This window comes from Bacteroides mediterraneensis, from assembly GCF_016900355.1.
Lineage (GTDB): Bacteria > Bacteroidota > Bacteroidia > Bacteroidales > Bacteroidaceae > Phocaeicola.
The window spans coordinates 15,193-30,511 of the sequence record NZ_JACJKA010000017.1 but is presented as its reverse complement, the minus strand read 5'-3'; the positions used below and the strand labels follow the sequence as shown (position 1 = coordinate 30,511).

8 protein-coding genes and 2 tRNA genes are annotated in these 15,319 nt (G+C 47.5%); 9 read left to right on the top strand and 1 reads right to left on the bottom strand.

Annotated features, from left to right (window positions below):
- Window positions 1–34: 34 nt before the first annotated feature.
- On the bottom strand, window positions 35–3,295 hold the full coding sequence (locus H6A28_RS10105) for a UvrD-helicase domain-containing protein (protein ID WP_345944564.1): 3,261 nt from the start codon (window positions 3,293–3,295) through the stop codon (window positions 35–37).
- 61 nt (window positions 3,296–3,356) lie between these two features.
- On the opposite strand from H6A28_RS10105, the gene H6A28_RS10100 reads away from it, so the two are divergent.
- The 9 genes from H6A28_RS10100 (at window position 3,357) to H6A28_RS10060 (ending at window position 15,316) form a co-directional block, all read left to right on the top strand.
- A tRNA-Arg gene (locus H6A28_RS10100) sits at window positions 3,357–3,430 on the top strand.
- 27 nt (window positions 3,431–3,457) lie between these two features.
- A tRNA-Arg gene (locus tag H6A28_RS10095) sits at window positions 3,458–3,531 on the top strand.
- A 510-nt stretch (window positions 3,532–4,041) separates the two neighbouring features.
- Complete coding sequence (locus H6A28_RS10090) at window positions 4,042–7,128, top strand: SusC/RagA family TonB-linked outer membrane protein (RefSeq protein ID WP_204480119.1); 3,087 nt, start codon at window positions 4,042–4,044, stop codon at window positions 7,126–7,128.
- Window positions 7,129–7,152: 24 nt separating this feature from the next.
- Window positions 7,153–8,763 carry a SusD/RagB family nutrient-binding outer membrane lipoprotein gene (locus H6A28_RS10085; protein WP_204480113.1) on the top strand — a complete coding sequence of 537 codons (1,611 nt, stop codon included), beginning with the start codon at window positions 7,153–7,155 and terminating at the stop codon, window positions 8,761–8,763.
- Window positions 8,764–8,799: 36 nt separating this feature from the next.
- Window positions 8,800–9,903: an endo-beta-N-acetylglucosaminidase family protein gene (locus tag H6A28_RS10080; protein WP_204480111.1), complete on the top strand. Its 1,104-nt coding sequence runs from the start codon at window positions 8,800–8,802 to the stop codon at window positions 9,901–9,903.
- A 10-nt stretch (window positions 9,904–9,913) separates the two neighbouring features.
- Entirely contained in the window at window positions 9,914–11,092 is a 1,179-nt protein-coding gene (locus tag H6A28_RS10075; RefSeq protein WP_204480109.1) for a BT_3987 domain-containing protein, read from the top strand.
- Between the two features lie 359 nt (window positions 11,093–11,451).
- Window positions 11,452–12,495, top strand: coding sequence for an XRE family transcriptional regulator (locus H6A28_RS10070; protein WP_204480108.1), 1,044 nt, complete (start codon window positions 11,452–11,454; stop codon window positions 12,493–12,495).
- A 10-nt stretch (window positions 12,496–12,505) separates the two neighbouring features.
- Window positions 12,506–13,288, top strand: a complete 783-nt coding sequence (gene cas6 / locus H6A28_RS10065; protein WP_204480106.1) for a CRISPR-associated endoribonuclease Cas6 — start codon at window positions 12,506–12,508, stop codon at window positions 13,286–13,288.
- A gap of 60 nt (window positions 13,289–13,348) precedes the next feature.
- Window positions 13,349–15,316: a hypothetical protein gene (locus tag H6A28_RS10060; protein ID WP_204480104.1), complete on the top strand. Its 1,968-nt coding sequence runs from the start codon at window positions 13,349–13,351 to the stop codon at window positions 15,314–15,316.
- Window positions 15,317–15,319: the final 3 nt, after the last annotated feature.

Below are 15,319 nucleotides of genomic sequence, written 5' to 3'. Positions count from 1 at the left end.
TATTGTCGAAATAGCGTAGTAAATAAAAATAAACTCAAGCCGGAAGCGTCACTTCTTCCAATTCGTTGGCAAACACATACCAGAGGAATCCCCGGATGTGGGTGTAGCCCATTTGCGTGAGCAGGTCCATATACTCCTGTACCTGTGCGCGGTAGCTTTCGTTCTTCTTTCCGAACTTAAAATCTACCACAACCACCTGCCCGTCTTTCCGCATCACGCGGTCGGGTCGGCGCGTCTGCATCTGTCCCTTCTCGTCGGTGTACACAATGGCACATTCGTTGTAGAGTTCCCACGTGCCGCTGAACCAGTCCTTGGCAGCTGGATGCTGCAAAGCCCGTTGGGCCAGCGCTTCCACCTGCTTCATCTGTTTTTCCGATTCGAAGATACCCTCGAAGTTCAACCGTTCCAAAGCAGGCGATAGGTCGTCCGCCTTTTCGATGTGGGCAAACACCTGGTGCAGCAGCTGTCCCTGACGGATGTACTGTCCGCGGCTGTCTTCTGCCTCATCCCCTTGGATAAAGTCGGCCGAACGGTTCGATTGTTTGAATTCGATGTGCGTTTCAATGCTTTCCATCTTCACGGGAACTCCCTCCTTAGGCGAGGATAGCTGGTTGGATTTACCCGCCTTCTTCTCGTCGTGAGCCGTGCAGAGTTCTCCGTATTCGCCCACCGCATCGTCTTCCGGATTTTCCTGCGCAAGCGGCAGTTCTACCTCCTGCATCAGCGGCAGACTGTCGTACAACAGTTCCGATACCGTACCTTTCTGTCCTGCCTTGGCAAAAATAATCAGGTTCTTGCAGGCACGTGTAAACGCCACGTAAAGCAGGTTCAGGTTGTCCACCCACAGCTGCAACTTTTCCTCCAGGTAATCGTCGTGGTACACTGATTCCGCCATGGCGCTTGAGTAGTTTACCGGCACGATGTCCAAGCGGTTGAATGGCGGAATGTCCGTTTCCTTTCCCGTGCCCGCCACGCTGCACCATATCAGGTGGTTGTTCGTTTCGTTCTCCATCTTCCAGTCGCAGAACGGCAACAGCACCGTATGGTATTCCAAGCCCTTCGACTTGTGGATGGACAGGATGCGGATGCCGTCGATTTCGCCCGAAGGAATGGTTTTCGTGTTCAGCTTCTCGTCCCAGAACCGGATGAAAGCCGTCAGCTCCGACGAGTTGTTCTGCATGTATTCCGTCACTGCATCATAGAACGCATAGAGATACGCATCCTGTTTTTCGATGCGCTCCATGTCGAACAGCACGAAGAGTTTTTCGAGCAACTCGTAGAGCGGCATGAAACGGAGCGAGTCTGCCTGTAGCAAGAAGTCTGCCGGTAAGTAATTTTTAGGGTCATTGAGCAGCACCGTGTTGAGGCTGATATTCTTTTGTAACACCTCCTGCTGATAAGCTACCGCCAGACGCGCCAGCGCAATGCGGTCTTCGGGCGAAGACAGGTAACGCAGTCCGTCGATGAGCATGTTCACGGCCAAAGAAGCATTCAGCTGGAAAGCCTCATCCGATACGATACGGTAGGGGGTATGCTCGTCAAAATAAGCTGCAATATCGGGAATACTCCGGTTCTTGCGCACCAGAATGGCCATCTCGTTTAAGCGGATGCCTTCTGCTGTGAGCCGTTCCACCTCCTCGGCCAACAGTTGCAAGGTGGCCTCTGCATAAGGCCGTTCCTTGGAATCCTGCAAGAAAGTCACCTTTACGAACCCTTTCTCGTCTTTCTTGGCACAACGTTGTCGTACGTCACTGTACGCCTGTTCCAGCTGCGTGCAAGGCGTACCCTGTTCCTCCTGATACCGTCGGTTCAATGTCTGGCAGGCCGCCGTGAAAAACTCGTTGTTGAAGTGGATGATACGTGCCTCGCTTCGCCAGTTCGTATCGAGTGTACATTCCTTGATGCGGAAACTCCGGTCGTGCCCCAGTCCCGCGAGGATTTTCCAGTCTCCGCTTCGCCAGCGGTAGATGCTCTGCTTGATGTCGCCCACAATCAGGCTGCCTTCCTTCTGCGCCAGACTCTCCTGCAAGAGCAGGTGGAAATTCTCCCATTGCATGCGTGAGGTGTCCTGAAACTCATCAATCATCACCGTGTCGATGGTGGTACCAATCTTTTCGTAGACAAACGAAGCGTCGCCTTCCCGAATCAGGCTGTGGAGCAGGGCGTTGGTGTCCGACAACAGGAAACGGTTGTGCGCCTGATTCTGCAACCGCACTTCCTCGTCAATGTGCGCCAGCAGTCGCAGGTTATTTAGGTAACGCAGCGAGAGGTCGCACGAGTTGAGCAGCAAGCTGTTCTGCGGACGTCGGTTTTCCGCTTCCTCCAGTAACGGTATCAGTTCCGAGGCCGCCAGCGAACGGATTTCGTCACGGTGGGAAGAAGTCTTCGTGGTCCAGTTCTCTTCACTTTCCAGACACTTCTCCACGGTCGCATTGCGGATGTCGCTGCTCAGTTTTCCATTGGCCAGTTTGTTGAAATAACTGCCGATGCCCCGCGAGCCGTTTTTCAAGTCCGCCGGTGTCAGTCCGTGCATTTCAAGCAGTCCCGTAAACTGGTCGCTGAATCCCTTCATAAATTCCAGTACCTCTTCGCGGATGTTTTTCAGTTCCTCCCGATACGCCGGAATGAACTTCGGGTCGGCCAGTTTTTTGCGTAGTCCTTCTCCTTTTTCAATATAATTCTCATCAAAGATGTTTTGTCCGAAACTCTTGATATCCTTCGACACATCCCAGCGCCGGTCGTTCGCAATCCGTTCTTCGATGTATTCCAGTAACCAGTAGAGCACCGGCGAGCGGCGGTCCAGCTTTTCAATCATGGCATCCACGGCATCGCTCAGCACCTCCGTATTGTTCAGCTCGATGGACAGGTTGGCCCCCAGCTCCAGCTCCCGCGCCAGGTTGCGCATCACCGACTGGAAAAACGAGTCGATGGTTTCGATGCGGAAACGGCTGTAGTCATGAATCATGTGCCGCAAGGCCTCGCGTGCCGCCTCCCGGATTTCTTCGACCGACTTGGTCGAGGTTTTCTGTATTTCCTTCAGGTAACCGTCTGAGCCTTTGTCGGCTGTGGCAATTCCATACAGTTGTTCCAGAATGCGCTCTTTCATTTCCGCCGTAGCCTTGTTGGTGAATGTCACCGCCAAAATTCGTCGGTACGCATACGGGTCTTCGATTAATTGTCTGATATAGTGTACGGCCAGCGTGAAAGTCTTGCCGGAACCGGCAGACGCCTTGTAGACTAAAAGCTGGGGATGCTGTTCCATGTGTAAAGTGAATTTCTTGGTTTCTTCAGACAAACTTACGGAATAATTTGTATAATTCAAAATAAAAGCATACCTTTGCGCCGCAATTAAGGATGGTTCCGTAGCTCAGCTGGATAGAGCAACGCCCTTCTAAGGCGTGGGTCCTGCGTTCGAATCGCAGCGGAATCACTTGAATGCAGCACAACTATTAAGGATGGTTCCGTAGCTCAGCTGGATAGAGCAACGCCCTTCTAAGGCGTGGGTCCTGCGTTCGAATCGCAGCGGAATCACAGAAAAGAGGAAATCAACGAGCATTGGCCAGTTGGTTTCCTCTTTTTCTTTGAAAACTCTCGTGTCAAAAGAAAAAAATCTTATCTAAAGATTTGTAGTTTATAAAAAACGCATATCTTTGCAGCCCGATAAAACTGAAAATTTTATTTATACAGACACAAACAACGCAAGCTTAAGCTAAACTATAGAGAAAAATCATTTCGCAGGCTACCTGATGTGAGCCTTTATGTCAATTATTTAGAGGATAGAGAATGCCTCTTTCTTTTACTGGAAAGAAGCAACGGGCAAATAGGACAGATGCCTGCCTGAGCTGTAGGATGCAGTAAAGGTAAGTACCTGTACAGGTTTTCTACACCCGTTTTGCCACAAAAACAAACTAGAATTTTAACCGGTTCTTGATGGCTGGCCAATGTCTGCATTGTCCCGCAAAGGACGATTGCACCTTGACCGTTGTCGTGAGCCTTAAAATGTGATAACTATTTAATGTCCAACTAAATCTTAAATCATCTATGAAAATAGAAAGAGCTACTCAACTGCTATTTCTGTTACTGATAAGTCAGGGAGGAAACGCAGCGTATGCCAGTTTGCCGAGAGGGGCCGGTGAGCCTTCCGTGCAAGTATCGGCGCAAACCAACAAAATCACAGTCAGTGGAACCGTCGTAGACGCGAATGGAGAACCTCTGGTAGGGGTGAGTGTGCTGGAAAAAGCAACCAGCAACGGTACGATTACCGACATGGACGGAAACTTCACGTTGTCGGTCGCTGAGGGTTCCCTGTTGGAAATTTCCTATGTAGGTTATAAAAGTCTGACGGTCTCGTCGAAAGAGGCACTGGGTGTGCTGGTCATGAAGGAAGACTCGGAACTGCTGGACGAGGTCGTGGTGACTGCTTTGGGTATCAAGCGCTCCCAGAAAGCCTTGAGCTATAACGTGCAGGAAGTGAAGAACGATGTACTGACAAAGGTGAAGGACGCCAACTTCGTAAACAGCCTGAACGGAAAGGTGGCCGGTGTGAATATCCAGCGCAGCGCTTCGGGTGTAGGTGGAGGTACGCGCGTGGTGATGCGTGGTAACAAGTCCATCAGTGGAGACAACAACGTGTTGTATGTGATAGACGGTGTGCCGATGGGTAACCAGGCCGACCGCTCGGGCGACGGAACAGGTTTCGGCTCGGGACGTACCTCGGGTGAAGGTATTGCCAACTTCAATCCCGAAGACATTGAAAGCCTGTCGGTGCTGACCGGTCCTTCGGCTGCTGCCCTTTACGGAGCCAGTGCGGCCAATGGAGTCATTCTGATTACCACCAAGAAAGGAGCCGCCGGCAAAGTGAATGTCAATGTGTCTTCTTCGGCAGAGTTTTCAAAAGCCTTTGTGCTGCCGAGATTCCAGAACACGTATGGCAATGTGAGCGGGGAGGCCGCTTCGTGGGGTGATAAACTGGCAACGCCTTCTTCTTACAATCCGGCCGACTTTTTCAATACCGGAACGACTTTTACCAACTCGTTCAACCTGTCGGTGGGCAATGACAAGAACCAGACCTATGTGTCGGGCTCGGCGGTCAATGCGAAGGGTATTGTGCCGAACAACAAATACCATCGTTACAATGCCATGGTGCGGAACACCACTAAGTTCTTCAACGACAAGCTGACCATGGACGTGTCTGCCAGCTATGTACGTGAATACGCCAACAACATGCTGTCTTACGGTACGTATTTCAACCCGATTCTGGGGGCGTATCTGTATCCGCGCGGAGAGGATTTCAGCAAGGAGAAATATTTTGAGCGCTACGATGCCGAACTGGGCTACAACGTGCAGTCGTGGGCACCGGGCGATTTCGGTATGGCAGTGCAGAATCCCTACTGGGTGGCCTACCGCAACATCCGTCCGGAGGTGAAAGACCGCTACATGCTTTATGCTTCGTTGAAGTACGATATCACAGATTACCTGAACGTGACTGCCCGCGGCCGTCTGGACAACACCTATTCCGAAAGAGAAGACAAGCGTTACGCTTCTACTCATGGTACGTTTGCCAAGCCTTTGGGACGTTATATCTATTCCAGTGAGACCTTCCGTCAGAAGTATGCCGACGTGATGGCCAACTTGTCCAAACCTTTTGCCAACGATTTCTTTGCCAATGTCAACGTGGGTGCTTCTTATGAGGAATACGATACGAAGGGAAGAGGCTACGGCGGACAGCTGCTGCTCATCCCCAACAAGTTTGCCTACGACAACATCGACCCTTCTACCGGAGTGCCTTCACAGACGGGAGGAGACAGCCGGAAGATGAACATCGGTGTGTTCGGTTCGGCCGAAATCTCCTGGAAATCGGCGGTGTACCTTACCCTGACCGGACGTGCCGACAAGCCTTCGCAGCTGGTCAACAGCAAGTCGCCGTGGATTTTCTATCCGTCAGTAGGTCTGTCGGCCATTGTGACGGATTTGTTGTCGGACAACCTGCGCCAGTCTATCTCTCCGGTACTGGGCTTCCTGAAGGTACGCGCTTCTTATACCGAGGTAGGTTCACCGATTCCGTATACTGGGCTGACTCCCGGCACGATTACACACTCCATTGAAGGAGGAGTCATCAAACCGTTCAAATACTATCCGCTTCCGGAACTGAAACCCGAAAGAACCCGTTCGTATGAAATCGGTATCGACTCCAAGTGGTTGAACAACACTGTTTCGTTGGGAGTGACCTTGTATAAGTCGAACACCTACGACCAGCTGTTGCAGGCCAAACTGTCGGAAACTTCGGGTTATGACTACATGTTTGTACAGGCCGGTAACGTGGAAAACCGCGGTATCGAGCTGACTTTGGGTTACGACCAGACATTCGGTAACTTCTCTTACAGCACCTCGCTGACGGCCACGGCCAACCGCAACAAGATTATCGAACTGGCATCAGACGTGAAGAATCCGGTAACTGGAGAAACCCTTGACCTGAGCGACATCAAGGTGGGACGTTTCCGTCTGCGCGAAGGAGGAGAAATCGGTACCATCTATGCTGAAGAACGTCTGAAGCGCGACCAGGACGGCTATATCGTGTACAATGAAGGACAGACCATTACTACGGAATCGACCGAACCTTATAAGTTAGGAAGCGTCAACGCCAAGTGGAACCTGGGCTGGAGAAACGGCTTCTCTTACAAGGGCTTCAACCTGAACTTCCTGGTGACAGCCCGTCTGGGTGGTATCGTCATTTCAAAAACACAGGCCGTGCTCGACCAGTTCGGTGTGTCGCAGGCTTCGGCAGACGCCCGTGATGCCGGAAAGGTGATGGTGGGCAACGTGCCCGTACGTCCGAAAGACTATTACGAATCTGTGGTCAACCTGGATGCCTACAATGTCTATTCGGCTACGAATGTCCGCCTTCAGGAAGCCAGTCTGGGCTATACGTTCCCCAACTCCTGGTTCAAGGGCACTTCGTTCCACAATGTCAGCCTTTCCGTCTATGGTACGAACCTTTGGATGATTTACAACAAGGCTCCATTCGACCCGGAACTGACAGCCTCTACCGGTACGTTCGGACAGGGATATGACTATTTCATGCTGCCCAGTCAGCGGACTTATGGAGTGAGCCTTAAATTTGGATTCTAACAACTTATGAAAAACCGAAACAATATGAAGATAAGAAAATATTTGATACCCGCATTATCTGTATTGGCACTGGCTTCTTGCAACTATGAGAAGATCAATACGAATATCTACGGGGTGACAGAAGAAGAAATGAAACAGGGTGGACTGCTGTATGGAGCTCCCTTTCTGGATATGCAGAAGCTGGTGATTCCCATCGGTTCTCCCACGGAATCGACCGGACCGGGTAACGACCTGGCCAACACAGATATCATGTCGGCCGGAAACTATATCGGCTACTGGGGCATGAATAACAACTGGAACTTCAACACGGAGGCCACCTGGAACTTTACGGACGGCCGTATGAGTTACGCCTACCAGAATTTCTATTCAAAGCTGTTCCGTGCGTGGAACGACATTTACAAGCACACGAAGGAGTCTGAAGATCCGGCCGACAAGGAAGTACAGGCCGTGGCAAACATCGTCAAGGTGATGGGCTGGCTCCGTGCCACCGACGTGTTCGGCCCCATTGTGTACACCAATGCCGGCAACGGAGACATTGCCCCCAAGCTGGACGCTCAGGACAAAGTATACAAGGCCATGCTGGCCGACCTGAAAGAAGCTTCGCAGGTGCTGGGCGGTACGGCTACAAAGGTTCTTTCCTCTTATGACGTGATTTATGACGGTAATCCGCAGAACTGGACCCGTCTGGTCAACTCATTGATGCTGCGTATGGCGGTACGTGTCCATTTCAAGGACATGGAGCTGGCCAAGGAATATGTGACGTATGCGCTCGATCCGTCGCATGGCGGTGTGATTGAGAACATGGCGCAGGAAGCCAAAATCCAAAGTACAGATAAACTGCCGCTGATGAACTCCATGCTGCCTACAGTGGAAGATTACGGAGAATGCCGTATGGGAGCTACCATCTGGGCCTATATGCAAGGGTATAAGGACCCGCGTCTGGCCAGCTATTTCACCACGGTTTCGGGTAGCCGTTTTGTGGCCCTTCCTCCCACGAACAACAATCCGCTGAATGACCGTGCCAAGGATGGAGCTTCCAAGCCTAAGGTCAGTGCAGCCTCTCCTTTGTTCTGGTTGCGTGCGTCGGAAGTCTCTTTCCTGAAAGCAGAAGCGGCGCTATATCAACTTACGGCAGGCGATCCGAAAGCTTTGTACGAAGAAGGCGTGACCAAGTCGTTCGAAGAAAACGGGGTGAGCGGAGTCGCTTCTTACTTGCAAGGCACTCAGCTGCCGTCGGACGTCAAAGCCTATACTTTACCTTATAATTATCAGTACGCTTGTGTGCTCTCTACGGGAAATGTTTCTCCAAAATGGAACGACGCGGATACGGAGGAGATGAAATTGCAGAAAATCATCACGCAGAAATATTTGGCACTTTATCCCAATGCCGTAGAAGCCTGGACCGAATACCGTCGCACGGGTTATCCTTATCTGCTCAAGCCGGCTTATGACAAAGCCTATGCAAGTATCGGTGCGTCGGAAGATGCTCTGACTCCTGAACGTTTCCGTTTTGCTCCGGCGGAATATGGTACGAACCCCAACATGTCGGATGTGCCTACTCTGTTAGGTGGAGACGACCAGGGAGCGACCAAATTGTGGTGGGTACGCGACAATCGACCTAAACAACCGAAATAAAGATTAATCTGCTAAAATGTTTAAATGCACCAAGAGATGAAAAACATCATGAAATATATCGGGGCCTTGCTGGTAGTGGCAGGCTTCGTGGGTTGCTCCGACTGGAACATACCCGAAAGAGAAGTATTCGAAAACCAGCAGGGACTGGAGAAATACATCCCGTTGCTGGAAGCGGAATCGGAAGCCGACCTGACCCCTACCATGCGGGAATATTTTGCCAAACTCCGGGAATACCGCAAGACCCCTCACGTGAAAGGTTTCGGATGGTTCGGCAACTGGACCGGAAGAGGAAGCAATGCACAGAACTACCTGAAGATGCTGCCCGACAGTGTGGATTTCGTATCCCTGTGGGGAACCCGTGGCAATCTTTCAGAAGAACAGAAGAAAGACCTGAAGTTCTTCCAGGAAGTGAAAGGCGGAAAAGCCCTTCTGTGTTGGATTGTGCAAAGCCTGGGCGACCAGATGACTCCTCCGGGGCAAGATCCTACCAACTATTGGGTGGGTGAAAAAGGCAAAGGTGATTTCGTGGAAGGAGTGAAGGCCTACGCCAATGCCATTTGCGACACCATCGAGAAATACAACTTGGACGGTTTCGACATTGATTATGAACCTAACTACGGTCACTCCGGTACGATGGCCAATTCCGACCAGATTTCGGAAAATAGCGGAAATACCCAGATGTTTGTATTCATTAAGGCTCTTTCCGACCGTCTGCGTCCGGCAGGACGACTGTTGGTGATGGACGGACAGCCGGAGAAACTTTCTGCGGAAGCTTCCAAGTATATTGATCATTACATCTACCAAGCTTATTGGGAGCGGTCTACACGAAGCGTGATTCGTAAAATTACCCAGCCGCACCTGGAAGACTGGGAGCGTAAGACCATCATTACCGTGGAATTCGAGCAAGGCTGGCGGACTGGAGGAGTGCCAGACTATACGAGTGTACGTGAAGAAATCAATGCCTATCCGGAAGGCCGTCAGATTTTCGATTATGCCACCCTCGACCTCCCCAGCGGTAAGCGTATCGGAGGAATCGGTACCTATCACATGGAATATGATTTTGCCAATGATCCTCCTTATAAGTGGCTGAAAGAAGCCTTGAATTTGGGAAATGTAGTTTATCCGGGTAAGTTTGAATAAAAATTGAATTATGAAGAAAATAGTGTATTTGGGAGTTCTGGCCGGCAGTCTGCTGGTCAGCTCCTGCCAGAATGAATTATATAAAGACGCGGCCAGCGAGTATCAGGCATCACAGGGAGCCTATATAAAAGGTGGAGAATCGTCGCAGGTTTTCGTGGAAGAAGGAAAGGAAGTAGAAGTAAAATCCATCACTGTAGGCTTGGTGCAGCAGGAACAAGAATCCAGAACGGTGACGGTGGAGGCGGGCAACGCGTCGCAGCTGGAGGCGTATAACAAGAAGCACGGCACCAACTACCTGATGCTCCCTTCAGAGATGTACGAAGTGAGCCGGGAAGTCGTGTTCGACTCCAAACAGACCTCCCAGTTTCTGCCCGTAAAGCTGAAAAACGTGAAGTTCTCCTTGCAGGGAAGCTATGCGTTGCCCGTGAAGCTGAACGGGGGTACGGTGCCGGTCATTTCCGGAGAATCCGAATCACTGATTGTACTGGAGCAGCGCATCAACACCAAATGTCTGCGCATAAACGGTTCCGGCAGTGAAGACAGCAAGATGTTCCCGGATGACTTCAAAGTAGACCAGTGGACTATGGAAGTGATGGTGAACCGCAGCTCCTACTATCAGAACAACCGTTCCATCTGTGGAACCAAGCTGGTATCCGGATCGGGAGCTCTCGATGAGATTTATCCCCGTTTCGGCGACGTGACCATCCGTCCGAACCAGTTGCAGATAAAGACCGGTAACTCCCAGATTGACGTGCCTGCCGATGTGTTCTCAGCTCAGCCCGATACGTGGTACATGCTTTCGTTTGTGTACGACGGGAAGAAGAACTATGTGTATGTGAACGGCGAGCTGGTGGCCGACCGTGAAATCCGTACGGGTCCTTACGGGCTGGTGGGTTTCTGGATTGGCGGTGCCAATGAGCTGGTGCGTGAGATACGTTTCTGGAAAACGGCCCGTACCCCGCAGCAGCTGAAGCAGTTCATGTGGAAGATGGTAGACGGAGCTGACGAAAATCTGGTGTTGTATTATCCGTTGAACGGCAAGAAGCGCGACAAGGACACGGGTGAAATTACAGACGATGAAACCAAGCTTTGGGACTGGAGCAACAATGCCAAGCATTTGTCTCTTCCTTCCGGAGCCGAGTTTGACGATAACGATGGCAAGGGTTTTGTATTCCCTCTTGTTGATTAGTTTTAGATTTTGATTGCGAAAGGCTGTCATTACCTTCGGGTGTGGCAGCCTTTTTTGTGCGGCTTGCGGAATGTAGAACTATGTAGACTTATGTAGACTTATGTAGATTTTTGAAGACCTTTGTCGACCACTTCAAAACGCACTTGCGTTTGGACTCAAACGTCCTTGCGTTTTGGTTGAAACGCACTTGTGTTTTACTTCAAACGCACTTGTGTTTGGGTTGGAATGTACTTGCGTTTTTTTGAAGGGGGAAATTGTGACCGAATTTAGTCAATAAAAATGATTTTGGTTGATAAGATTTTCAAAATTTTATATATTTGTAAACCGATAGGGCTATATACTAAGAACTGATAATTGAAATGAAACCTGAGGACTTGAAAAACATGCGTAGAATGCGTGGCTTGACATTGGATGAGGTTTGTCAGAAACTGAATCGCTTGGTTTCCAAACAGGCATTGTCTAAATATGAAACAGGAAAGATGCGTCCTTCATCTCAAGTGTTAGATGCATTATTGAAAGTTTATCGTGTGTCATCTTTCAACTTCCAATCACATTTACCAGTAAAGATTGATGGATGGAATTTTCGTCGTGGAGAGTTGTTGTCTGCAAAAGAAGAGATGGCTATTAAAACCGAGGTCAATCGTTATTTGCAGCAATATTTATGTTTGGAAGATAAAATGGGTATGCTTACTTCCTTTCAGCCTCCTTTCTCTTCTACGCGATATACTTCTATTGATGATATGGAAACCGCAGCCGGAGTTCTACGGAAAAAATGGAATTTAGGGAGAGATGCCATTCCGTCGGTTTGTCGTATGATGGAAAGTGCCGGTGTAAAAGTGATAGAATTGGATTTAGATGAAAGTGTAGACGGGCTTAGTGGATGGGCAAATCGGAAGATTCCTTTTGTCGTATTGAATCAACGCAATGTGACAGTGGAACGAAAACGTTTTACTGCTTTGCATGAATTAGGTCATGTCTTGTTTCGTTTTCTGGAAAATCTGGATGTACGTACAAAAGAGAAATATTGTCATCGTTTTGCCTCGGCACTACTATTTCCAATGGAGATGGCTTACGAAGCTTTTGGAAAAAAACGTTCAACCCTTTCACTTGAAGAACTTGTGGAGTTGAAGAATGCTTATGGTATGTCTGTAGCCGCCCTTGTACATCGGGCAAAAGATTTGCATGTGATAACAGAGGTCTATTATAATCATATTTTTGATGAATGCATCAAGAAAAATAAATTGGAAGAAGGATGGGGGGGATACCTTTTAACAGATAAAGCGGAGCGCTATCATAGAATGGTGCGTCGTGCCTTATCCGAGTCGATTATGACTGAGGGCGAGTTGCAGGCATTGTGTAGTGATTCAATGGAAAATATAATAAAAGAGATACATTTATTATAAATAAGGACATATGCGGTTTAAATTACAATTAGAAGTCAATAAAAGAGCATTTGGTAACCGATTACCTATTAATTATCAATATGAACAGTCGGCTGCAATATATAGAATCTTGGCACGTGCAGATAAAGATTATGCTACTTGGCTCCATGAGAATGGTTATCGTATGGAGAGTGGAAAGACATTCAAATTTTTTTCTTTTTCTCGCTTTGATGTAGAAAGATATAAAATATTGCGTGAAGAAGGACGGATGCTTATTTTGTCGGATACGGTAGAGTGGCAGATTAGTTTTTTGCCGGAGAAAAGCACTCAAAGTTTTATCCAAGGGGTGTTCATGGATCAGGTGTTTGAGATTGGTGACCGGAAATCGGTTGTACAATTTATCGTGCGTAATGTAGAGGTAATGCCTCCTCCCGAATTTGCGGAAGAGATGACGTTTCGGACTTTGTCGCCAATGTGTTTGAAGCTTCGTCAGGGTGGAAGAAAAGTTGACTATTTGTCTCCTACAGATGTGTCTGCTCCGTATATATTATTTAAAGGCCTTATAGAAAAGTACTCTTTGTTTTTTGAAACTGAATGTCCTTTTTATGCGGAAGATTGTTGTTTAGAGGTTTTGAATCAGCCAAAGTCTGTTTTAGTAAAGATAAAGGCTGACACTTCTCAAGAAACCTGCGTGCGAGGCTTTATGTGTAGAATCAGGATTTCTGCTCCCTTAGAATTGATGAAGTTGATGTATGAAGCTGGTGCTGGGAGTCTTTCCTCAATGGGATTTGGATTTTTAGAGGTGGAAAAATAACTCCCCAATCTATCTGTTATGTGATAAATTGATATTGATATTAAGAATTTTATTAGGTCTATGATGAATATAATTAGTCATTATACCGGAAATCCAATGGTCAATAATGCTTTGATGACGATAAAAGCATTGGCTGGATTGGATGATGTGCGGGACATTACTACAGATGTTTTGCGTACCATGATGAGGAGGGTGTGCGATGAACTCCCTTATTCTCTGATGAGTTTGAATTTGCGTTTCAAAAGTTATACGATGCTTTTTACGAGAAATGGGCCATTGTATAATGACAAGAAACTCGGTCAGAAGATATACGAAACATTGTTGCGCAAGATTGTGGACGGTTTTGAAGCAGAAGGCGACAAACAATGTAACTTGACAGGATTACATTATACTAAAACTTTCTCTGATTTTATGCTGGAAACGTTGGTTAGTTTAGGAGTGCCGGAGAAAGAAGCGAAGAAAAAGGATTTGACTTTAAACAGGTGCTGGTTTCCTTTATTGGGTGGATTAGGCTCTGATGCACAGTCACTTCCTATGGCGAGAGAGACGTATAACGTACATCCTATTTGCGTGGTATTGTTACAGTTCCTGCCTTTCTGTGCTTACATATATAAAAAAGGTATTCTGCTTGTTGATTCTACTGCTTTAGAGTTTTGTGAAGAATTCGTAAAAGAGAAAGTGGAAAATTTGATTGAAAAAGTAAAAGAAGTAGTTACTACGAATGACCCGATTGAAAACATGAAGGGGGCTACAAAAGGAAACTATATTTTGGAAGCACTGGAAGTCATGGAAAGGTGCAAGGCCGACTGTGAATATGCAGATGTGAACTTGTGGAGCTTTTCGAATTCAGGTGCGGGTGCCAGTTGTTCTATAGACAGGGTACCTAATGAATTACTTAGACGTTTGGCTTTATTGCGTAAACGTCATAAGGGAGAACTGACACATATATTGAATACTCCTGCGTTAAGTTCAAGTTTTTTGGAATGTTTGTCTGATAACAGAGAATGGTCAGGCCTTTATCCGGCTAAAAAATATGAAGGGGTTAGTGTGGAGTTTTTCGAGTCTTATTGGAATGCTATTCATCAAGAGAAAAAGACTGCAATGGCCCAGTATATATCTGGTCTGATAATGAAATATAAAGATGCAAAAGATGACGCTGTGTTGAGTAAAACTGATGCTTATGATGCAAAAAATGATTATACGTCATTGCTGAACAGAATACTATGGCGGGCAACAGGAAAAGGAGACTGGTCAATGAGTTGTCAGATAGCTATCTTGGATGATCCTGAGTCCTTGCCCATTTCATATCGTTGTTTTCAGATTTATAAATTGGTGCATTTTTACTATCAAAAGGGGGTATTCATTTCTGATTGTCCTCCACTGAATGTCAAGAACACGATGGCATTCCGGTTTTGTGCGAAGATGATTCATCTGATGGAAAGTTCTTCTGATTATCTGCGGGAAAAAGTTCGTATCCCGGAATTTCGATATGGGGAGCAAACTAATGATGTAGATCCTTCTGTATTTGATAAACTATTGATAGAGAACGCCTGGAAGGACGGATTTTACCGTCTGTACCCATTATTTTATACCACAAATGGCAAGAAAAACATATACGGAATCTGTGCTTTGTTGAGATTGTATTATGGAAATAGGGAAGATTTAGCTTTAGAGGAAGACAACATAGAATTCCCTGTTCAGCCGTTGGATGCAGATATAAAGAAATGGTTAGACTGTATGAATGAATTTACTTGTCAATATGTAGCATATCGATTCCAGGATGCGGTGGACAGATCAAAATATGTAACGCTATGTAACAAGATTAAACGTTCGATACCTCGTAACGATTTACGATTACAGATGATATGGTTTTATTCTATCTTGCAACGTCTGAATGAAAGTGGTAAAGAATGGAATGAATATGATTTGATTTATGATCCTTGGGGTAATTATGCGTTCAAGACATTCTTGTTTGCTTTCAGACTCAAACTGAATGAAATTTCTTCAAATGATATTGTAAATAATTAGTAA